Origin of the sequence: Corynebacterium crudilactis (assembly GCF_001643015.1) — a bacterium.
Lineage (GTDB): Bacteria > Actinomycetota > Actinomycetes > Mycobacteriales > Mycobacteriaceae > Corynebacterium > Corynebacterium crudilactis.
Genome location: NZ_CP015622.1, coordinates 2,803,000 through 2,825,568 on the forward strand (window position 1 = coordinate 2,803,000; position 22,569 = coordinate 2,825,568).

Below are 22,569 nucleotides of genomic sequence, written 5' to 3' on the forward strand. Positions count from 1 at the left end.
AATAAATCATGAAAAACTATCTCATTCGAAAAATTCCCTCAGCGCTTGGTGTACTCATCGTTGGATCCTTGCTGATCTTCGCACTGATGAGGTTGATCCCAGGCGATCCTGCGCAGGTACTCGCCGGAGCCGATGCTTCTCCAGAAGCTGTAGCTGCCATTCGAGATGAACTTGGCCTTAATGATCCACTGTTTACTCAGTATTTAGCTTGGGTTTTCTCCGTTATTACTTTCGATCTAGGTCGCTCTTTGGTTATTGGAGGACTGATCGGAGATCTCATCGGTGCGGCTGCACTCAATACAGTGGTACTCGCAATCACTGCACTGTTCTTTGCTGTCCTCCTCGCTTTATTACTGAGTGTGGGTGTCGAGCTCAGCGGTAAATCATGGGCTCGCGCAGTGTCGAATGCGATCACGACTATTGCTGTTGCAATCCCAAATTTTGTTACCGGCACCGTATTGCTCATCCTCTTCGGTGTGATTCTCGTTGTACTGCCAGCCGGTGGTGTTCCTCGCGCAGGGTTATTTGATCGGCTAGACATCACTTTGCAATATTTAGTCCTTCCAGCGCTGGTTCTCGCTCTACCAGTTGCTGCTGCCTTAACTCGATTCCTTAATGATTCCATTACTCGGGAATTGAATTCCTCGTATGTAACAACTGCCCGAGCGTTGGGCATATCCCCACGCAGAATCCTCTTAACTCAGGTACTCCCCAATGCGCTTCCTCCCGCAGTCACTGTTCTCGGCCTTCAAATTGGTCAGCTTCTCGGTGGTGCTGTGATCGTGGAAACTCTCTTTGCTTGGCCTGGTCTGGGCTATCTCACGCAACAGGCCATTACCAGTCGGGATTACCCGGTTGTTCAAGTACTTCTGCTTTTCTCAGTAGCTCTTTTCGTCGTAGTTCAACTTACTACTGATCTCATTCACGCCCGTCTCGATCCTCGCATTCGACTTGGAGCTCACGCATGATTCCTATTACTTCCACAACTTCAGCCAATGCAGCTGATTCTCGTAATTCTGCAAATGCGGGGGTTCTTGGTGCTGCTCAAGAACGATCTTCACGGCAGAATCCATATCTCTATGCTCTTACCCACGGTCGAGGCCTCATCGGCACAATTCTGATCGTTGTGGTTATTCTCGCTGGCTTATTTGCTCCGATTGTGGCCCCTTTTGCCCCTGACCAACAAATCCAAGGAGCAAACCTCCTAGGCCCTTCGAGCCAACACTGGCTAGGTACAGATGCAGTTAATCGAGATTTGCTATCTCGTACTCTTTTTGGCATCCGCGTAAATTTGATTATCACTTTTATTGCAGTGCCAATCGGTGCCATCATCGGATGCATCCTCGGTTTAGTCTCTGCAACGTGGCGCTTTACCGATACTATTTTGCAGCGTTCCTTTGATCTCTTGTTGGCTTTTCCAACGATTATTTTAGGTATCGCTCTTACCGTTATTCTTGGCCCTGGTTTAACCACCGTATTCATTGTGGTTGTTCTTGCAGAAATTCCCGTCTTTGGACGTTTAATGCGTTCGCAGGCACTTCGTGTCCGAGAATTAGCGTATGTAGATTCTGCTTCAACTTTCGGAGCTGGTCGGCTCTGGATCCTTCGCCATCATATTCTGCCAAACAGTATTGATCCCCTCTTAGTGCAGCTGACCATCGCTATGTCAGTGGGAGTGTTCATCGAGGGTGCGATGAGTTTTCTTGGTATTGGCGTCACTCCACCTACGCCTTCTTTGGGGTCTTTGATTAATGAGGGCGCAGCCTACGCTTATCACGCTCCATTCTTTGCAGTCGGTCCTCTCTTGGTTGTCATTGCACTGACTCTCGGTTTAATGCTCATTTCCCAGTCCCTGTCCCGCCGCATCCGATAGGAATGATTATGTCCACGCCACTACTATCTATCCGTGATCTGCACATCACCTTCTCTCAGCCACGTCCAGCGGTTAAGCAAATCGACCTCGATGTAGTTCGAGGTGAAACTCTTGCTCTGGTCGGTGAGTCAGGCTCTGGTAAATCAATGACTGCTCGAGCAGTGCTAGGGTTGCTTCCGCCGGGAGCTAGCGCTACTGGATCAATCAAATTGAATGGGGAGGAAATTCTTGGGGCCAAGGAGGAATCGCTTAATCACTTCCGAGGAAGCACTGTTGCGTTAATCTTCCAGGATCCACAATCCGCTTTGAATCCCGTACGTCGCATCGGTTGGCAAATTTCAGAAGCTATCCGGGCACACCGTACAGCCAGCAATGAGCAAATCCGTGAGCGCGCTTTAGAATTGTTAGAGCAAGTGGAGATTCCTGCGCCTGAAGCTGTGCTGGAAAAATATCCTCATCAGCTTTCCGGTGGCCAGAAACAACGCATTGCAATTGCGTTAGCTTTGGCAAATGATCCAGAGTTGCTGATTGCTGATGAGCCCACAACTGCACTTGATGTCACCGTACAAAGGGAAATCCTCACCCTGCTACGCCAAATCACTGCTCGGACCGGAATGGGCGTATTACTAATCACTCATAATATGGGCGTTGTTGCTCAGTTTGCGGATCGTGTCGCGGTGCTGCGAAATGGTGAGGTCCTCGAGTCCAACACCACGCTCGAGCTTTTCAACGAGCCTCGCCATCCATATACCAAGCAGCTTCTCGACGCCGTCCCAATCCTTAACCGCGCTGGGGTGTCGGCTTCACTTCCTACATCTACAACGCCTGCGCCTTATCTTGAATTCGCAAATGTATCCGTCAAGTATCCGCCGGTCAATGGTAATCCAGAATTCTTAGCAATTAAGAATGCCAGCCTTTCTGTCAAGGAAGGAGAAATTCTTGGTTTAGTAGGTGAGTCTGGTTCTGGAAAAACCACGCTCGGTCGAGTGGCAGCAGGACTCATCGCTCCAACGGGTGGACAAGTTTTTGTTGCTGGCAAAGAGCTCACCTCGTTGAATCGTCGAGAACAGCGTGCGTTGCGGCGTGATCTAGCATTTATCCCTCAAGATCCTTCAGCATCACTCAACCCGCGTCGTACTGTCGGTGACAGTATCCGGGAGCCTCTCGATGTGCACAAGGTTGGAAGTTCGGCTACTCGTCGAACACGAGTACTTGAGCTTCTTGATGCAGTCGCATTGCCTGCTGAGATAGCCCGGCGTTTCCCAGATGAGTTGTCTGGTGGACAACGTCAGCGTATCGCCATTGCTCGAGCATTGGCAATGACGCCAAAATTGGTGATCGCAGATGAACCTACCAGCGCACTCGATGTATCTGTGCAAGCTGAAGTAATTGAACTATTCCGCAATATCCAACAAGAACTCGGCTTCGCTTCAATTTTTATCAGCCATGATCTAGCGGTAATTGGTGAGATTTCAGATCAAATCGCAGTGCTACGCCGCGGTGAGCTCATGGAGCATGGCCGTACTGCTGAGGTCTACTCCTCTCCGCAAACCCAGTACACGCAGGATCTGCTCGACGCAGTTCCGAGCATTGACATCACTCAATCCCCCGTCTTTCTTTAAAAACCACAACACTAACAAGGAGCTTTTCGACGTGTCCCACCACAACATCCCTGCCCATGCCCGCGGTTATGAAGACTTTGACGGTCGTATCGGCCGCACCATCGAAGAATCTACCCCCAGCTGGCCTGCTGAAAAACGCGCACCTGAAAACTCACCCAATATTATTCTCGTCTTACTTGATGACATGGGGTACAGCGATATTGAACCATTTGGCTCTGAAATTGAAACCCCCACCCTTAATCGACTGGCAGAAACTGGCATTCGACTCTCTAATTATCACACCACTCCAGTGTGCTCTCCTGCTCGCGCTGCCGCGTTAACAGGATTAAATCCACACCGAGCGGGATTTGGTAGCGTGGCAAACTCCGACCCAGGATATCCTGGATTCCGACTAGAATTGGCTCAAGACGTGGCCACTTTGCCAGAAATCCTTCGTGGTCACGGTTATGCCACCTATGCCATCGGTAAATGGCACCTCACCCGTGATGCTCTATTAAACGCAGCTGCCGATAAGTCCACTTGGCCAATTCAACGAGGCTTTGATCAGTACTACGGAGCTTTGGAAGGTTTTAATTCGTTCTTCCACCCCAACCAGATCGTCCGGGACAACTCCATTCTTCAGCGTGAAGAAACTCCAGATAATTATTACCTCACTGATGATTACACCGACCAAGCATTGGAATATATCAAGGGATTACGCGCTTCAGATTCCCGTAAACCATTCTTCCTCTACTTTGCACACACTGCTATGCACGGGCCACACGGAGCAAAACCAGAAGACATTGATAAGTATCGCGGTGCCTACGATCAAGGGTGGGAAGCTATCCGTAAAGAGCGCCACCAACGGCAGATCCGCGATGGCATCATTCCAGAGGGAACCCCACTGCCTGAAGCGGTGGGCAAACTAGGTAAGAAGATCCCAGAGTGGGATTCCCTTGATGAACAAACCCGTAGTATTTACGCAAAGTACATGGAAGTATACGCAGCCATGGTCGACAACGTAGACCAAAATCTTGGGCGTATCGTTGAGCTGCTAGAACAACTCGATGAACTGGACAACACCATCATTGTGTTTACTTCTGACAATGGAGGTACTGCCGAAGGCGGGGCCGAAGGTACACGTTCTTACTTCAGCCGTTTTGCTCATGTTCCAGGGCTGCCCGAAGATTTCAACAAGGATGTTCCTTTGGATCCAGATCTTATTGGTGGTCCGCAAACTATGACTCACTATCCGGAAGGTTGGGCTAACGCCTCTAACACGCCATTCCGTTATTACAAGGGTCAAACCTACGCTGGAGGTATCCGAGTTCCTCTCTTGGTTTCTTGGCCAAAGGGCTTGCCAAAGAACGATGCAGATGAGGGCATCCGTCAGCAATATCAGTACGTCACTGATCTCACCCCTACGTTGTTAGATCTTGCTGGCCTTCAGCATCCTGGCACTCGTAACAATCTGCCGGCCAAAGAAATCGATGGCACCAGTTTTGCCCCAATTCTTCGGAATGCTGAAGCCGAAAGTACCCACCCCAACCAGTACACCGAATTTGGTGGAAATCGTGGCTTCTACAGCAAGGGGTGGAAAATTGTGGCAAACCACCGCCCTGGCACTCCATTTAATGATGGCGAATGGGAACTCTATCACGTAGAAACCGACCCAAATGAAATTGAAAATCTTGCATCTCAGGAACCAGAGAAACTACGTGAACTAGCCGAAGCTTGGGAGTTTGCCGCCTGGCAGAACACCGTATTTCCACTGGATGATCGGTCTAACCTTCAGGGGCACCTCAGGCGTCCTGCCGAAGAAGAATTTGAGAAGCCTGTCACTCTGTTGCCTGGTACTCCTAAGCTTGAACGCTACCGTTCTTCCAAGCTCACAAAGCTTCGCACATTCGAAGTAGAAATCAGTGTCTCCTTCGAAACTGGTGATCACGGTGTGTTGGTTTCTCATGGAGACCAAGGAGGAGGATACGTGGTATTCGTTAAAGATGATCACCTCTATTTCGCATTAAATGAGTACGGTGCCCTCCATGAAGTAGACGCAGGGGAGCTATCAGTTGGCGACCACCACATCACCCTCCGTACCACCCCGCTGCTTAATTTCCGAGCTGAACACACCACCATTGTAGACGGCAAAGAAACTGCACGTCTGTCCGATGTTTGGGCCTTGGTTGGGTTCGCTCCGTTCAGTGGAATTGATGTTGGAATTAACCGTGGTGGCCCAGTTCACTGGGGACTTTACTCTGAATTTGGTTCGTTTAGATACAGCGGAAACTTGCACTCTGTCCGTTATGTACCAGGCGAAAAAGCTGCCTATGATCCCGAGATTTTAGCACAATTGGAACGTGATGTAGAAGCTGCTAGCGACTAAATATTTTAATGTCCGTGTCTCCCTCATCTAGTAGATGAGGGAGACACGGACATTTTCCGCTTGCACTACTTATATAAGGCCGTGAGACACATCTGTATAAGCAAAATAGAACAGGTATCTTTCATTCAGCGCACTGTTCATTTCGGAAATATGAGCTTGTTAGGAACACACCACATTTGGTGACGGATCATAAACGGTGGTGACAGTTTCTCGAGTTATTTCAGCGCCAGAAAGATCGCTGATGATGCGGGTATCGGAGGTGGTAAATCCAGGTGCACCAGTGGATGGAACACAGCTTCCACCAGAAACATTCACGGTATTAGGTGAGGTAGTTGCCCATCGTCCGTTGTTAATGGACTGCACTGATGTGGTATCCACACCCATGATTTGTACGGTCACGTTTGAATCATCAGCTGATGTACTGATCATGACTGGGTATGGGGTGTTGTTGCGGAATTGGAGATCAATTGCGCCGTCAAAGATGGTGGCTTCTCGTCCAGCTGGGTAGCGGGAAATGTAGTAGCTGTGCGGAGTGTGGGTGATATCTTCCAGGCCCGCGAAATAATAAGCGTTGTACAAGGTGGTGGCGAATTGGCTGATGCCACCACCCACAGCAGTATCAGAACGGCCATTCAAAATGATGCCTGAGCTCACAAACCCTTGGGCAGATCCGCGTGGTCCGGTGTAGCCGTTCAAGGAGAAAGTATCACCTGGGGAGACCACAGCACCGTTAACCATTTGAGCGGTGAGACGGATATTAGTACCAGATGCTGCAGAGAATCCACCTGTGGTAAATTCACCCACCACTTCGTTGAAGGTGGCATTTTGTGCATCAGTGGCAGTAAATGTTGCTGGGGTGTCTTCGTAGATTGCATCAATGGTGCGTGGTGCATCACCGGTGAGATTGTTTGGGAGATCAGCAAGTGTCTGTTCCCAATTGATTTCATGTCCAGTTACTTCTGGGGTGACAACGCGGGAACCAGAGGCGAAACTAATCTTGGCATTGGTGGGCTCAACTTCAGTTTCCGCAAGGCCTTCTGCAAGCATTGCAGTAGCTGCTTCTGCATTGATATCAACGCGGATATTGCCGTTTTCTTCTGGGAAGCTTACGACTTCTCCCATGCGTTCGACTGGGATAACGCCTTCTACGTCATTATCGCCACGGACGGTAAATGGGCTAGACACAGCCTTGGATCCTGGGCCACTGGCAAGTTCATCAATCGTGTCTTGGCTAATAGCTGCCGGAATAACATTGGGCTCTACTTTTACGCCCTGGGGGTTAAGCCAGTTTTCTGTGACGGCTTCTTCAAGGGCTACACGATCAACAGCTTGGCCATCGATGGTGTCATTGACCACGAGGTTTCCTGTATCAATATGTAGATTTCCAGAGATTGGTTCACGGAAAAGTTCTCCCACCATGTGGTCTAGGGTGGGTCCAAAAGCAGCTGGATCAACGATGCTCACGATGGGAGCTTCGGATTTTTTAAACAGCGCGACAAAACGGGTAATCGGATTCCAGGATTGTTCACCAGTACCTGCGATGGTGGCATCCCAATCAATGCCTACGCCTGAGGCTGCTGGATCAAAGCTAGTGCTCTTTTCCCCTGCGGTCACGGTGACTGGTTGCACGACATCATTCGCGAGTTCTGTTTCCAGCTTCGTCCGGGCATCCTGCGGGCTGAGATTAGAGATGCTGACACCACCAACGGTGGTTCCGCGCGGGATGTTGTCCTTATTGAGGAAGACATCAACCGCATAGATGCCTGCAAAAATGGCAATCAGACCAACCAGAACCCCGATGAGGATTCCTTTAGTCCGATTGTTTGCCGACTTTTTCCCAGAATGCTTCACACCAAAAAGGCTAGCTGTACAAATGTAAAATTCCTACTCAAATGGAGTCACAAGCCGGTAACTTCACTTTTGCTCAAAACGTGTGATGTAGAGCAATTGCACTCTTAGCGCAGATTGCAGCATCTGTTCTTTCGGATATTCACCGCTACTCACGGCAGCGTCTACGCGATCAATCGCGGCGCCTAGGGAAGCATAATCAATCCATAGTGCTTGGTCAGCGCCAGCTTTTAGCGATGCCAATACCGCTTCGGCAGGAGTATGCGTGGCAGAAATTGCACTCATGCCAGAAAGGTCATCGGTATAAACTACACCGTCAAAAGGCACGCCACCAGGGTAATTACCACTTCGCAGCAGTTGGTAGGTAGCTGGATCTACTGAGGAAGGAACACCATCAGTGCCAAGCCCAGGAACGATCATATGTCCGACCATGACAGCTCCGTCTGTTTCTGAAAGAGCTTTTCCATAAGGGATCAGATCATAGGTTTTTAGCTCTTCTAAAGAAGGAGTGACGACATCTTGTGTATGTGAGTCACCGCTTGCTCGACCATGCCCTGGGAAATGTTTGAATACTGGCGTGATGCCTACTTTGCTTAAGCCTTTAGCAAAAACTGTGGCATAGGTTGCTGCGACAGTTGGGTCATTGGAAAAGGATCGGTCGCCCACAATCGGCAGGCCCCAAGCATCAACATCGACTACCGGCGCAAAGTTTACGGTGACTCCATGTGCAGCCAAGGCAGTGCCAAGAATTTCTGCGAGATCCTCCACCTGCTCTGGTGACATGGTTTGTGCCATCACACGTGGTGAGGGGAAATCACCCAGAATATTGGTGGCTCGTTGTACTCGACCACCTTCAAAGTCGATGCTCACGGAAAAATCACGGCCCACAGCCGCACGCAAAGCTTCGATATTTCGTCCCGGTTCAGTGAGCAGATTCTCATCGGTCCAGGAACCAATGAAAATGCCACCAACACCTTGGTTAAGTGCTTCTAAAGCTTGGTCATAGTTGGCCACGCCGACCATCATTAACGACGCGACTTGGGCGCGTTGTTCCTCCGGGATTTGCGCGCGCGCCAAATCCTCCACGGTGGGTTCGGGAGGGGTGGAGGTAGGCGTCGATAAGCTGCTTGGATCTTTTAAGCTCTTACCAGCTTCTTCTGCACAGCCTGCAAGGAGCAAACCTGCCACTGCGGCAGTTGCTACGAGGGGTTTCAATCGCTTCCACACGGTTTCTAACTATAGGAGTCGGTAGGCTTGCGGGCATAAACCGGTACACGCGTGAGGAGAGTCCAATGACTGAAAAAACCATGCTGGTTGCTTTTGATGGTTCACCCGAATCCCGGCGCGCCTTAGAATACGCCGCCACCTTATTGCAGCCGCGCAAAGTGGAAATTTTGACGGCCTGGGAGCCGCTGCATCGACAAGCTGCGCGCACTCTGACGCTTGGCACCCTAGGCGCTGTGGCGGAGGACCCCGCACAATCCGCTGCTCTGGAAATCTGCCAAGAAGGGGTTGTGCTGGCGGAATCCTTAGGGCTAGAAGCAAGAGCGCATTTAGCGGAATCAGCCACCGCCATTTGGAGTGCGATCATGGATGCGGCTGATGAACTGCGCCCCGATGTCATTGTTACTGGCACTCGTGGCATTTCCGGGTGGAAATCTCTCTGGCAATCCTCCACCGCAGACAGCGTATTGCATCATGCTGAGGTGCCAGTTTTTGTAGTTCCACCGCTGGGAGCTGAACAGGGATCAGAGCCAGGAGATAACAAGGCAGATGACCAGGAAGATGCAAGCGGAGCTTAAAAACTGGTAGTCTCTTCCACGTCATGGCATATGAAACTGATTCCCTCAACCGACGCACTCTAGGTCCCGCGATTGCAAGCGCAGTCGTGGGTATTGCTGTCGGTGCTGTTGCTGTTGCTGGGGTCTCAATGATCTCGGGTCAGGACACTGTTCCGACTGGCAACGCCATAACTGCAGACAATGCTTTGCTCGGTGGCCCTGAGTATGGTTCACGCGAAGCAGACTAAAAAGCCACTTCCCCATTTTCTTTCCTCAGCGCATTTCTATGTCTGGATAGCGCTGGGGCTTGTTGTTTTCTGCCAATCCCTAAGTCAGCCTTTTGGGCAGGTTGCTGCCGACACCAAATTGGATCTGTTGCTCAACCCGGCAGGTTTTTTAAGTGGTGCCCTGCACGCATGGACAGATACTTTTACGCTGGGACAACTACAAAACCAGGCTTATGGGTACCTTTTCCCCCAAGGGTTGTTCTTCCTCATCACTGATTTCCTCCCCGATTGGATTGCCCAACGGTTGTGGTGGTGGCTGGTTCTTGGCGTGGGATTTTCTGGGTTTCACGTATTGGTGTCCAAACTTCAGATTGGTACGCCCCCATTTCGGATCATTGCAGCGTTATTGTTTGCGCTCTCCCCGCGCACGTTAACCACGCTGACTGCGATTTCTTCTGAAGCCTGGCCCATCATGTTGGCACCGTGGGTATGCGTGCCGTTGTTATCTCGAAATATCACTGCCCGCGCCATCGCACTGTCTTTGCTGCCGGCAGCATGCATGGGTGCAGTCAATGCCACAGCAACCATGGCTGCGCTGATTCCGGCAGCGTTAATTCTGCTGTATCGCGGTCGCATCCTCCAGCTTGCGCTCTGGGGACTAGGCGTGTTGGCAGTTAATGCCTGGTGGATTGGCCCACTGCTGGTTCTTGGTAAATACGCCCCACCATTCACGGAATTTATTGAAAGCGCCGCCGTCACCACTTCTTGGCTCAACCCGGTAGAAATACTTCGAGGCACCACCAGTTGGACTCCTTTTGTGGATACCGAACGCCAAGCTGGATATTTACTTGTCAACGATGCCCTGTTCGTGGTCTTAAGCGTATTGGTGGCAGCCCTTGGCCTCATTGGATTGAGCCTGCTCAAACACCGTGGCTTGTGGGCATTCATGCTGGCTACCGGGCTGTTAGTCCTCGGCAGTGCCAGCATTCCCACTGTCCAAAATTTCCTCGATGGTCCCGGAGCGGCACTACGCAATATCCATAAATTTGATCTGCTCATTCGCATGCCCTTGATGGTGGGTATCGCCGCATTGGGGTCGCATATCGCAGTGCCCTCGCTCCAGTCCTTGCGTCATGGGGCTGCCAAGCACTCAACACACAAGACACTCCACAAACGCCAAGCCGCAGGCCTTCTCGTGGTGTTGATTGCTGCAGGTGCATTGGCTCCCGCCTGGTCTGCCCGTTTATTACCGCAAGGTACGTGGGAAAAAGTACCGGAGTATTGGTATGAAGCCACGAACTTTATCAATGACAATGCGGCTGGCACCCGCACGTTGATGTGGCCAAGTTCTCCTTTTGCACGCCAGGATTGGGGATGGACGAGAGATGAACCCGCCCAACCGCTTCTTGATGTGCCGTGGGCTGTCCGCGATGCTATTCCGCTTGTCCCGCCAGAAGCCATTCGTGGGCTTGACGGCCTGGAGGCATCATTTAGTGATGAAGCTTTGAAGCGTTTAGGAATCGGTGCGGTGCTGGTCAGACATGATCTAGACACAGCGCTAAAAGAAGAACCAGAGCTAGAGCTTCCTGGTGAAAAACATACCTTCGGCGAAGTGGATGTTTATCTCATCGACCCAAATCGGGATATGTGGATTACCGCAGATCCTTTGCCCACCGTTGCTGGAGGTGGTGAAATCTTGTCACTTTTGGACACAATCAATAGCTATTCACCGCGCACATTAGTTGGCGATAGCGCCCAGATCGTCACTGATACTCCCCAGCTTGTGGGCACCAATTACGGCGATGGCACCAGTTCCGCTGCACTGAGCAGTCTTGAGGAAACTGAAGTGAAGAATCGACTGGTGGATTACCCTTCCGCAGGCCCGCTGACCACGGTGGTACAGCAAGGATCCATCACGGCGTCCTCTTCTGGTTCTGATGCCACCTCCTTTGGCGGCGCACAACCAGATCGTTCGCTTAATTCACTTCTCGATGGCCGCCACAACACCGCCTGGTACCCCACTCCCGGAGATACGTCCCCCTGGCTCGAAGTCGCAGGTACTGGCACCACCTTGTCCATTTCCCCGCGCGCCACGATTACCGCCACGATTACCTCCGGCGATTCCGTCATGGTCCGTGAATTCCCCAAAGGCCGCACCACCACCGTCACTTTGGCGCAGCCTGAAGCACGGATCGAATTCGACGGTTTTGTGGGTATCTCCGAACTCATCCTCGAGGGACTAAGCCGCACCATCACCGTGCCGGAAACATCTCCTGAGGTGCAGCAATTTGTGTTCCAACGCCTCACTGTTCCCACCTCATTTTTAGATCGAGCCTTTACTGTTCCACGCCACATGTCGGTAACAGTAGATGCCCAATCCTGCGCCACCCTAGAACTCGACGGAGAACCCATCCCCTGCGGCCCACTCGAACTAACGCCTGGCACGCATATGCTGCGCACACAATCAGAATGGGTCACGCTCACCGAATCAGTACCGCACGCCAGCGTGCAACCAGCCACAAATATTGAAGCAGCCACCGACGACCGAGTGCTCATCACCACGCGCTCTTTCAATCCAGGCACCCAAGCGCTTCTCGACGCATCCTCCCTTTCCCCCATCGAGCTCGATGCCTCCTCCCAAGGTTTCATCATTCCCGCAGGTGTATCTGGTCACTTGAGCTTTTCTTTCGAAGGTGAAAAACCTTACCGGCTGTCCCTGTTCGGCGGAGCCACCTTAGCTGTGCTGCTGGTATTGGGATGCCTTGTTGTGGGGAGGCGTCGAGAAGCACACAATCCTGCGTGGAAAGACACCCGCAACGCACCCTGGGCAGTGGTGGCCCTGATACCGATGTTGGGCTGGTGGTTTATCCCAGCGCTCGGCTTCTGGCTTTTGTTGCGATACACCCTGATCCCCACCTGGGTGATGGCCGGATTGCCCTTAAGCATTTGCGGTTTGTGGCTCGCCCAAGCCCCCTGGCCAGCCGCCGCATACCCAGGTGATTCGCCAATATTAGCCCTGTTAGTGGGAATTTCTGTGGCTGCCCTATTTGTTGGCGATTTAAGAGCTCCGAAATCCTGAATGAGTATTTGTATGGCGCACCACTTCCTCGGCGCTTAAACAGACACACAGAACATCACTATTTTTGTATATTTCATGCCTCCAAGGCAGCAATGTGAGGATTCACCATTTTTAGCTTCATCACCCTGTCTTATGGTGAATCGGAACACCCTAGCGAGTGACGCGCCGGGTCCAGTTCATGATGGGTTCTTCGATGAAGGTGTAGCTGATTGCGGCCACTGGAATCGTAATAAGCACAGTTGCGGCAAACACCAGCAGGAAATAACCACTAAATAAGGGCACTCCTAGAAGTGGAAACACAATGGTCAGCACAGGTAGATGCCACAGGAAGATGGAATATGACCAGGTGCCGAGAGTTTTCATCCATTCAGAATCCAAAATCCGTGAAGGTGTGCCCAAGGCATAAGGCACCACAAGCAGCGCTGCAAATACTGTGCCAGCCAGAATTCGCAGGTTAAATTCCCCAGGACTAGGGTGTACTAAACCTAAGGGGCCAAACCATTCCTGACCTGCTATCCAGGCCACAATCAACGCTAAAAACACCCACACAAAACTAGGCAATCTAGGGAAACGAATACCCTCTAATTCCGCAGCAATCATGCCCACGGCAAACCAACATGCATAGGCAGGTGGCCAGATCTGCATATTAGGCAGGCCCTGGTCAATGGATGATTCCACCAACGGAATCCATGGCCACACCAGACTTAATGCAGCACCACCAGCAATAAGAACAATGCGCACCGGCCGATCAAATCTCCCCAAAAGCCACGCCAAAAGGGGAACTACCAGGTAGAAGGCTACTTCTACACACAAGGACCACATGTGGGTTAGCCCTGCCATTAGTCCATGTGGCCAATAGATTTGCGTCATCGTGATATTGGCCAGCCACGGCCCAGTGGGGATGAATAACAATACTGCTATCACGGTGGCTAGATATGCGGGCATGATGCGGGCACAGCGTTTGAAATAATAAACTCTCATCCGCTGCTTAGAGCGTCGGCGCCATAGAACAAATGCAGAAAGTGCAAAAAATACTGCGACGAAGAAATCAAAACGCGCCAGCACCGCGCCTATATGTGTGGCAGGATCCACGGAGGTTTGGAAAGCAACGTGGGTTGCCAATACGCCCAGGGAGGCGATCGCGCGAAGTCCCTCGAGTGAGCTGATGAATCCGCGGTGGCGGATGGGTGCATATGATTGGGTAGACATTATTTCAACATGCGAGTTTAGCGGAAGGTGCGGGCAATTATATGAAGCGATCTGCAACGGTTCTGATCATTGCGGGCGTGCTGCTCCTCATCTTTGCTTTCACAGTACCGCCGTTTGTTACTGGCCAGGCTAGATCGATCCCGAAAGATTTGGATTTAACTTTGGTGAGCACAAGCCCCCAAGGTTTTACGCGTACTGAACACCTTGTTACGGCGCCTACCGAAAAAATTGATGAGATCGCGCTGCATGCAGAGCAGACAGTCACAGATGTTTCCGCGCAAACAAGTGCAGAAATTACTGATGATCTAGTGCTCATTGGCCATTCTCGTTACCCAGTATTGGAGCCTTCTGCCACCATTTCAGGTTCACCAGCAGATAGTTCTAATTCCACTCGGGAGGGTCTGCACTATTTCTTCCCAGCTAATACGCTGCGCAACTCTTATCCTTTTTATGACATGGTTTTAGGCGATGATCACCCGGTTGATTATGTTTCCCGCGAGGGCAACACTTATACCTTCTACCAGCAACTTCGCCATGTTCCTTTATCGGGTGATGCTGGTAGTTATTCGGTGGAGCGCACACTCCAAGTGGATCGTTTCTCTGGAATAATTCTATCGAAAGACGAATCGATGATTTTCCACAGCGCGAATGGCGATGAGACCGTAGAATTCGCTTACACTGCCGAAACCTCAAAGCTACTGCAAAAAATTGCATACGATATTGATCAGCGATTGTCGTGGGCTAAGGGTTTGGATTTCTTCTCTAAGTTCTTAGGCCTGTTACTGCTGGCAGTTGGTGTGTTTAGCACCGGCATTTTCAAGCGTGGACAACTAATGAGAACTGTGAACAACCTCAGGAGCTAAACCGTATGACCACAACCCGGCAGATCCTTCTGTGGACGTGGACAACTGTGCTTTTGGGGTCGTTGTTGTGGCCGTTGGCTGCACCGGGTGAGTTGTTGTTGCGTGATATGTCGGTTGTGGATAATCCTGCGTTGTCGCTTAATTCGCTGGGTTTTGGTGATTTGCCGTCACGTAATGCTCCGCAGGACGGTGTGTTGGCGCTGCTGGGTTTCTTGCCGGTGAGTTGGCTGGTGCGCTTTTTATTGCTGGTGGCAGGTTTTGCGGGGGCGTGGGGGGCTATGCGGTTGGGGCCGTCCCGGTTTTTAGCCGTTACCGTGGCCATTTATAACCCGTTTGTGGTGGAACGCCTGCTGCAGGGGCATTGGTCTTTGGTGATGGCTGTGTGGCTGCTGCCGCTGATTGTCGCCTTACGCCGGTATCCGCGCTGGCAGATCGTGGCAATGTGGGCAGCTTCGCTCACCCCAACGGGTGCGGTGGTTGCGGCGATCATTGGCGTTGCGAGTTCTAAAAAAAGAGGCTTGTCGACGTTTTGTGCCCTTATTTCCTGGCTTCCGTGGCTCATCCCGGCTTTAATTGCTACGCCCACTTCAGGTGGTGCGCTCACCTTTGCCATCCGTGCAGAAACTTTTGCGGGCACCATCGGCACGGCTGTGGGCTTGGGTGGCATTTGGAATGCCGCAGCAGTACCTGCTTCTCGGGAAGTGGGGCTCGCGGTTGCTGGCATCTTATTATTTATTATTCTCCTGGCGGGCTTTCGGAATTGTCCCTGGATTTTGGGAGTTATCGCCGTCGTAGGCTTGGCAGGAGCAGTCGGACCATGGCTGATGCCGAACCTGTTTACCTGGACTATTGCCTATATTCCGGGAGCTGCATTATTCCGGGATTCGCAAAAACTCCTCATGCTCATAATTCCGGCCTATGTCTGTTTGGCTGCCGGGGTGAAAAGTCCACTGTCGTGGGTGGCAACAAGTCTGGCTTTATTACAAATCCCGGATGCACCACGTGAAGTCGCTGCGATGCGACCAAGTAACGCTCATGTCGCCTCTGTGGATGCACTGGCGGAGGTGGCAGCAGGACGGGACGTCTTGATCATCGGCTCCAATTCGCTAGCCACCAGGGAGGATGGCATCCCTGTTGTCGATCCCCGCACCAAAGCCCTCTCCGTGGTGGAATCTGGTGAATTACGCGTCGATGGCATCATCACCGATGCGCCATCACCGCGTTGGAGTGACGCAGTTCAGGCATGGTCTGCCGGTGACATGGCACGCCTCGAAGAATTGGGCGTGGGCGTTGTGGTTGATGGGGATACCATCACAGAAACCAGCGCCCCACCACAGCGCGGGTGGAAATACTATCTCGGAATAGGCCTGAGCGTGATGTGGTTGGCGCTGCCGCTAGGGCTACTTTTTCTTCGCAAGCCCAAGAAGTAACTCTTCAAACTGCGCCCCTGCGATATCCCACTTGTAGTTTTCGGCGCGCTCTTTGGCGCGGGCGCCGAGCTGAGCGCGGAGGGAAGCGTCGAGAAGCAATTTTTTGGTTGCGGTAATCAGATCAGCCTTGGAGTCCACCAGCATGCCGGTGTGTCCATCGACGATAGAATCGCGCAAGCCACCGGAACTGCGATAACCAATGGTCGGCACGCCATGCTGCGCTGCCTCAGTCACGGCCAAACCCCAGCCCTCTTTGCGGGACGGCATCAAATGAATCGTGGCGCGCTCCAACAACGCATGCTTGTGGTCCTCCGCAACCTGGCCGTGGAAAACCACCCGATCACTCACACCCAAATCGCGCGCGTAATCCACCAGTTCCTCCTGCCACCACCCGCTACCTACGACATCCAACACCACGCCATCCACTGCTGCCACCACATCCATAGCATGCTCGATCTGCTTATGCGGCACCAAACGCGACAAGGTCACCATGTGCTGCCAGCCATCATTGAGCTCCAGCTTCGGCGTATGTAACGGCACCGGATCCACGCCATTGCGCACAATATGGATCTGCTCCGGATTCACCCCAAGCGCAATGAGCTCCTCCGAGCTTGGCTCCGAGACCGTAACATAAGGTGCGTTTTTGTAGGCACGTGGAGCAATTTTACTTTCAATCAACCACCCCACCTGTGCCAACACCCGCCCCACCACTGGCCACTGTTCCTTATGGCAATGATGGGTCAACAACACCGTTGGCTTGCCTGAGAAAAACTTGCCGAAAAACGGAATGCCATTCTGGGTATCCACAACAATATCCACTTTGGAAAAAGTACCGATGCCGAAACTCCCCAGCATCATGGCAGCCCACGCCTTCGGATACACGCTAAATTTCCCACCGCTTCGGGAATATCTCACCCCATCCCGAAAAGATCTCCGTGGCGCATCAGTATGCCCAGCAGTGCGAAACACCACCTCATGGCCCTGTTTCGCCAAAAACTCCCCAACGCGTTCAAGGTAACGTTCGCTTCCGCCACCTTGCGGGTGGGTAGTATCTCGCCAACACAACAAAAGGATCTTCATAGGGTAATTCAGTCTAGCTGCTTTCCAACAAGCCATAATGGAAGCCATGTCCACAACCATCACCGTGTTCTCTCCCACCCACTCCCCAGCGCAGATCCGCGAAACCATTTTGGCTGCCGCAAAAGAAGACGAAGTGGACTTCCTCGGAGTCCCTTTTACTCACCCAAGAAATGTCACCATCGACGTCGATGAAGAACTCATCAATGACTGCCTCGGCTGGCTCGATGACGTTGCACTCGCATCCGGTCTAGGCATTCAATACGACGACGAAGTTTTGCGCTACGGCGATGAAGACATCGCTTTCACCGTACAAACCAAAAGCGATGACGACGCCCGCATCGGCGCTTCACGCATGGGCCTCGAACACATGCTGTCCTCTATCGAAGATGATGATGACTACCTCAAGATCGCCCTTTTTGACCTAGATAATCCAGCCGATGAATCCTCCTTCATCTCAGCACGCAGCCTTGCAGAAGTAGCTGGTTGGACCCTAGAATTTGGAGTCGCAGGCGTCCGCAACTCCACCATTGTGTCCTCCACCGATGATGCCATCACCACCATTTTGCGATGGATGAACGGCGAAGATATCCGCGATCTTAACTGGACCAGTTCTTAAATGGTTGCACTTCCGGCGCTCCGGCGTTTAGCGACTCTAAACAGGTCTTGGGGACTGCTATCTGATTTCAAATATGAACAAACGCGTCCCGATATCTTCTACGGCAACCTCGCATTAGACACCTCACGCATGGTGAATGCACTGTCCGAAGATATTTCAGGAGTGTCCTTAGATGGCCTCAAAGTATTGGATGTCGGCGGTGGCCCAGGATACTTTGCACGAGCTTTTGAAGATCTTGGCGCCACTTATCTCTCTGTGGAACCAGATGTCGGAGAAATGTCTGCCGCAGGAATTGATGTTCATGGATCAGTTCGCGGATCCGGCCTAGACCTGCCTTTTCGAAGCAACACCTTTGATGTTGTTTATTCCTCCAATGTGGCAGAACATGTCTCGGATCCATGGGCCATGGGAGAAGAAATGCTCCGGGTCACTCGAAGTGGTGGCATGGCAATTTTGAGTTACACCATCTGGCTGGGTCCCTTCGGCGGACACGAAACCGGATTATGGGAGCACTACGTTGGTGGCGCCTTCGCTAGAGACCGATATCAGAAAAAACATGGGCGCCCACCCAAAAATATTTTCGGCGAATCGCTATTTAATGTCTCTTGCAAAGACGGCTTGGCATGGGGAGCTTCCGTATCTAACGCAGAACTTGACGCTGCGTTTCCGCGCTACCACCCACAATGGGCCTGGTGGATGGTGAAAATTCCAGTGCTTCGGGAATTTGCCGTAAGCAACCTGGTGCTCGTATTTAAAAAGCACTAAGACAAAGAATAAGGACCCCACTTTAAGTTGGGGTCCTTATTATATCTCAGAGTTTTTAAGCGTGTGCAGCCCTGATGCGATCCTTCAGAGCCTCAAACTGGCTGTGAATCTCAGCTGGGACGCGTGGTCCGAGGAAAGTGAGGTACTCGGCGTTATCTTCAACGTCGTTTGCCCACTGCGCTGCTGGAGCAGTCAGTGCTTCCTTGACATCCTCAATTGGGGTGTCCAGGCCGGTGAGGTCAAGATCCTCAGCCTTAGCGGTGTGACCAACAACAGTCTCCTCTGCGCCAACCTTGCCCTCAATGCGGTCGATGACCCACTTGAGAACACGGGAGTTATCGCCGAAGCCAGGCCACAGGAAGCGACCATCTTCGCCACGACGGAACCAGTTAACCAAGAAGATGGAAGGCAGCTTGTCGCCACCCTTGTTGCCCATGTCAATCCAGTTCTGCAGGTATTCGCCAGCGTTGTAGCCGATGAATGGGAGCATTGCCATTGGATCGTGGCGGAGTGCGCCAACCTTTGCCTCTGCAGAAGCTGCAGTCTGGCCGGAAGCAAGCAGGGAACCAACCATGGTGCCGTGCTCCCAATCGAAGGTTTGGGTAACCAGTGGAACAGTATCCGCACGACGTCCGCCGAAGAGAATGGCGTCGATCTTGACACCCTCCCAATCGTTGAACTCAGGTGCAGCTGCTGGGGACTGATCAATTGCTACGCAGTAACGAGAGTTCGGGTGAGCTGCCAGTTCATCAGATTCTGGAGTCCACTCGTTGCCCTTCCAGTCGATGAGGTGAGCAGGAGCGTCGCCGTCCATGCCCTCCCACCAAATGTCACCGTCATCGGTTAGTGCAACGTTGGTGAACAGGGTGTTGCCTGGCTCCATGGTCTGCATCGCAATTGGATTGGATGCGTAGTTGGTGCCTGGAGCAACGCCGAAGAAACCGTTTTCTGGGTTCACAGCGTAGAGGCCATCTTCGCGCATCTTGAGCCAAGCGATGTCATCGCCGACAACCTGAGCAGTCCAACCTGGAATAGTTGGGGTGATCATTGCGAGGTTGGTCTTGCCACAAGCAGATGGGAATGCTGCTGCGATGTGGTACGCCTTGCCCTCTGGGTTGATCAGCTTCAGGATGAGCATGTGCTCAGCCATCCAGCCCTCTTCACGTGCCATAACGGAAGCAATACGCAGTGCGTAGCACTTCTTAGCCAAGATAGCGTTTCCGCCGTAACCCGAACCGTAGGACCAGATTTCCTTGGTGTCAGGGAACTGGGTGATGTACTTGGTGTCATTGCAAGGCCATGCAACGTCTTCCTGGCCTTCTTCCAAAGGTGCACCAACGGAGTGCAGGCACTTAACGAAGCTGCCGTTCTCGCCGATCTTATCCAGTGCTTCGATGCCCATGCGGGTCATGATGCGCATAGACATAACAACGTAAGCGGAGTCAGTGAGCTGCACGCCGAGCTTTGGCTCTGGATCGCTGATAGGACCCATGCAGAAAGGCACAACATACATGGTGCGACCCTTCATGGAACCAGCGTACTGCTGGGACATTTCGTCCTTCATCGCTTGAGCTGGTGCCCAGTTGTTCGTTGGGCCTGCATCCTCTTCCTTTTCGGAGCAAATGAAGGTGCGGGACTCAACGCGAGCAACGTCAGATGGGTTGGAACGGGCTAAGTAGCTGTTAGGGCGTTTTTCCTCATTCAGCTTGATGAGGGTACCGGCCTCAACCAGATCCTTCGCCATGCCATCCCACTCCGCCTGGGAGCCGTCTACAAAGACAACCGACTCAGGCTGGAAGAGCTCAACGGCGTCTGCGATCCAGTTCAGCAGTTCCTTGTTATTGGTAGGAGCCTCACCCTGAAGGCCCTTGATTGCAGCTGTAGTCATAACTTCTCCAGACATGTGTCATTCACAGAGTTCTTGCCCACTAGCGTAGCTTTCAGATACAGAAGTAGTTAAAAACTTGAGTGAGACAACGGACACATTTGTCATTACCAGTGGACCTACCCCCTGCCCACACGCATCTACACACTTTCCGCCCGACAACAACCCCCGCCTTTGCAACCTATTTCGGGGGTAATTAGATGTATAAACTTCAGGCGTTTTCCGGCAATTCATTTCCCTGCAATGTCAATCAAGGGCAATTTGAGCCACCCACAAAGCCCCTTGAATGCCAATTGCCACCACTGCTCCAAAAGAAACTTATAACTTTCCAATAATAGGGGCTGACGTGCCACAATTAAACGCAATGGTAATCCCTTTGAGGGTACTGGGATGAAAACCCTTTCGGAGTAGCAAATTTGCACCCTAAATTCTTGGGCCGAAAACCACATTCACCCCCACCCTTGCGCCCACATTCCTCTGACACATTAATTTTCACCCCGTGTGATATATGAGCTTTTATCCATTTTTCCACATCAAAATAGCTCCCTAGAGATCTTGAAAATGGGCCGCGAAAAATCCTCACTGTCTCCAGTGGTTATATCCAGCTACTTCTCTTGGATGGTTTAAACCGCTTCACTTTGCATGCATTTGAACATCACGACACCACTACGGCCAGCACTAAAGACCTCAAAGTGTGGCAAATTTACCCCTTAACAACCCTTGCAAAAGCCTGTAGATAATTTCGCCGAATTGCAATATTTTCCATGCAGAGGTCTAGACCAGTGATTGCACACACAGCCTGCCTCCAGCGCCGCGCCGCGCATTCCCACCATCCCCTTTAAACGACCAGGGATTTCTCAAGGCCTAATGTATATGGACATGCCCACATCTACTTCGACCAAAAGCTACGCTGCGGTCTTACCTCCGCCAGGCCCTTCATGGGCAGGTTCACTCATGGGCATCTCCCTTTTGTCATCATTATTAAAAACTCACGGCTTTCCGGTGGTAGCCGAGTTTTTCTTTGCCCTTGCTTGTCTCGTCGCCCTCATTATCATTGTGGGCTGGCTATTCTACCGCTCCCCTTCTTTTAAACCTGAAGTCATGCCAGCATGGGCGATGCTATCCATGGGTCTTATTGCCTTAGGAAGCGCAAGCACAACTATCTTTGGCGATGCTCTATGGGGATTTATGGCCCTTTGTTGGTTCCTCGGAACCTCAATAGGACTTGTGGCCTATTCCTTATATATATCGCTGCTTGTGAAAGCCAAGGCCGGTGCACCGACATTCGCTTGGGGCTTGCCGCTAGTCACCCCAATGGTGGCCTCTACATCTGCCACACAACTCCACATGCACTACGGGTTCGACGTATTGTTATGGATCTCTTCTGCGCTGTTCCTTTTAACAATCGCCGTTGCACCAGTGATATTTGCTCGAGTGTATTTCTACTACTTCAGCCCCAACAGTCCACAGCTTCCACTGATGGCCACTCCTACTTCGTGGATTCCACTGGGAATGATCGGACAATCAACTGCTGCGGCACAACTTATTGGTGCAGGTTTTGGCAACACATTCACCATCCCAACTGCACTTATCTATGGCATTGTCATGTGCACTCTCGCCATCCCACTAGGAGCAGTTGCACATTTCCTGTTCTATAAAGCTGTGGTTAAAGGAGCTACCTACAGCCCAACATGGTGGGCTAGTACCTTCCCAGTGGGCACCCTCAGCTTAGGCACGCACTTCCTCGCGCAGAGCACAGGAGCAGAGTGGTTAGATTACTTCAGCATGTACCTACTTGCATTGATGCTCTTGCATGTCATCGTGTCGGCCCTCGCCGGTACGATTGCCATAGTGAGAAGAATCATCGAAAAGCTTAAACTTTAAAGCTTTTTAAAATTCAGCAAACCCCACACATATTGAAGTTTT

Annotated in this window: 17 protein-coding genes; 12 read left to right on the top strand and 5 right to left on the bottom strand. The window is 51.7% G+C overall.

The genetic code is table 11. From position 1 onward, the window contains the following. Nucleotides 1–8 precede the first annotated feature (8 nt). The 4 genes from ccrud_RS12950 to ccrud_RS12965 are packed head-to-tail and all read left to right on the top strand — an operon-like array spanning nt 9 to nt 5,860. Nucleotides 9–968 (top strand): ABC transporter permease, encoded by a 960-nt coding sequence (locus tag ccrud_RS12950; RefSeq protein ID WP_066568654.1) that lies wholly within the window; start codon nt 9–11, stop codon nt 966–968. Continuing rightward, on the top strand, nt 965–1,873 hold the full coding sequence (locus ccrud_RS12955; RefSeq protein ID WP_066568658.1) for an ABC transporter permease: 909 nt from the start codon (nt 965–967) through the stop codon (nt 1,871–1,873). The genes ccrud_RS12950 and ccrud_RS12955 overlap by 4 nt, the downstream gene beginning before the upstream one ends. 8 nt (nt 1,874–1,881) lie before the next feature. Further along, a complete protein-coding gene (locus tag ccrud_RS12960) occupies nt 1,882–3,495 on the top strand; it encodes a dipeptide ABC transporter ATP-binding protein (RefSeq protein ID WP_066568666.1) in 1,614 nt (537 codons plus the stop codon). A 31-nt stretch (nt 3,496–3,526) separates the two neighbouring features. Then, nucleotides 3,527–5,860, top strand: a complete 2,334-nt coding sequence (locus tag ccrud_RS12965; protein WP_245670284.1) for an arylsulfatase — start codon at nt 3,527–3,529, stop codon at nt 5,858–5,860. Nucleotides 5,861–6,019: 159 nt separating this feature from the next. On the opposite strand, the gene ccrud_RS12970 is transcribed toward ccrud_RS12965, so the two are convergent. Both ccrud_RS12970 and ccrud_RS12975 read right to left on the bottom strand, forming a co-directional pair. After that, nucleotides 6,020–7,711 (bottom strand): VanW family protein, encoded by a 1,692-nt coding sequence (locus ccrud_RS12970; RefSeq protein WP_066568669.1) that lies wholly within the window; start codon nt 7,709–7,711, stop codon nt 6,020–6,022. A 63-nt stretch (nt 7,712–7,774) separates the two neighbouring features. Further along, nucleotides 7,775–8,935 (bottom strand): glycoside hydrolase family 3 N-terminal domain-containing protein, encoded by a 1,161-nt coding sequence (locus ccrud_RS12975; protein WP_074025532.1) that lies wholly within the window; start codon nt 8,933–8,935, stop codon nt 7,775–7,777. A 65-nt stretch (nt 8,936–9,000) separates the two neighbouring features. On the opposite strand from ccrud_RS12975, the gene ccrud_RS12980 reads away from it, so the two are divergent. From ccrud_RS12980 to ccrud_RS12990, 3 genes are read left to right on the top strand one after another with little or no spacing between them, the layout of a single operon-like run. Beyond that, entirely contained in the window at nt 9,001–9,510 is a 510-nt protein-coding gene (locus tag ccrud_RS12980; protein ID WP_066568671.1) for a universal stress protein, read from the top strand. 23 nt (nt 9,511–9,533) lie between these two features. Beyond that, nucleotides 9,534–9,737 carry a DUF2613 domain-containing protein gene (locus ccrud_RS12985; RefSeq protein ID WP_066568674.1) on the top strand — a complete coding sequence of 68 codons (204 nt, stop codon included), beginning with the start codon at nt 9,534–9,536 and terminating at the stop codon, nt 9,735–9,737. Further along, nucleotides 9,715–12,795 (top strand): DUF3367 domain-containing protein, encoded by a 3,081-nt coding sequence (locus ccrud_RS12990; protein ID WP_082868820.1) that lies wholly within the window; start codon nt 9,715–9,717, stop codon nt 12,793–12,795. The genes ccrud_RS12985 and ccrud_RS12990 overlap by 23 nt, the downstream gene beginning before the upstream one ends. Before the next feature lie 150 nt (nt 12,796–12,945). Here ccrud_RS12990 and ccrud_RS12995 read toward each other — a convergent pair whose 3' ends face one another. Next, nucleotides 12,946–14,004, bottom strand: a complete 1,059-nt coding sequence (locus ccrud_RS12995) for an acyltransferase family protein (RefSeq protein WP_066568675.1) — start codon at nt 14,002–14,004, stop codon at nt 12,946–12,948. Nucleotides 14,005–14,045: 41 nt separating this feature from the next. Between ccrud_RS12995 and ccrud_RS13000 the strand changes: the two genes are divergently transcribed. Together ccrud_RS13000 and ccrud_RS13005 are read left to right on the top strand one after the other, a co-directional pair. Then, nucleotides 14,046–14,867 (top strand): porin PorA family protein, encoded by an 822-nt coding sequence (locus ccrud_RS13000; protein WP_066568677.1) that lies wholly within the window; start codon nt 14,046–14,048, stop codon nt 14,865–14,867. A 5-nt stretch (nt 14,868–14,872) separates the two neighbouring features. Continuing rightward, entirely contained in the window at nt 14,873–16,297 is a 1,425-nt protein-coding gene (locus tag ccrud_RS13005; protein ID WP_066568679.1) for an MmpA family trehalose lipid delivery protein, read from the top strand. On the opposite strand, the gene ccrud_RS13010 is transcribed toward ccrud_RS13005, so the two are convergent. Then, the gene (locus ccrud_RS13010; RefSeq protein WP_066570003.1) at nt 16,268–17,377 is read right to left on the bottom strand and encodes a glycosyltransferase family 4 protein; all 1,110 of its coding nucleotides are present in this window, start codon (nt 17,375–17,377) and stop codon (nt 16,268–16,270) included. The genes ccrud_RS13005 and ccrud_RS13010 overlap by 30 nt on opposite strands. 46 nt (nt 17,378–17,423) lie before the next feature. On the opposite strand from ccrud_RS13010, the gene ccrud_RS13015 reads away from it, so the two are divergent. Both ccrud_RS13015 and ccrud_RS13020 read left to right on the top strand, forming a co-directional pair. Beyond that, the gene (locus ccrud_RS13015; RefSeq protein WP_066568680.1) at nt 17,424–17,993 is read left to right on the top strand and encodes a hypothetical protein; all 570 of its coding nucleotides are present in this window, start codon (nt 17,424–17,426) and stop codon (nt 17,991–17,993) included. Beyond that, nucleotides 17,994–18,758, top strand: a complete 765-nt coding sequence (locus tag ccrud_RS13020) for a class I SAM-dependent methyltransferase (RefSeq protein ID WP_066568683.1) — start codon at nt 17,994–17,996, stop codon at nt 18,756–18,758. It abuts the gene before it with no gap. A gap of 55 nt (nt 18,759–18,813) precedes the next feature. Here ccrud_RS13020 and ccrud_RS13025 read toward each other — a convergent pair whose 3' ends face one another. Next, the gene (locus ccrud_RS13025; RefSeq protein WP_066568684.1) at nt 18,814–20,646 is read right to left on the bottom strand and encodes a phosphoenolpyruvate carboxykinase (GTP); all 1,833 of its coding nucleotides are present in this window, start codon (nt 20,644–20,646) and stop codon (nt 18,814–18,816) included. A gap of 876 nt (nt 20,647–21,522) precedes the next feature. Here ccrud_RS13025 and ccrud_RS13035 point away from each other — a divergent pair. Beyond that, complete coding sequence (locus ccrud_RS13035) at nt 21,523–22,527, top strand: TDT family transporter (protein WP_245670285.1); 1,005 nt, start codon at nt 21,523–21,525, stop codon at nt 22,525–22,527. The last annotated feature ends 42 nt before the right edge of the window (nt 22,528–22,569 follow it).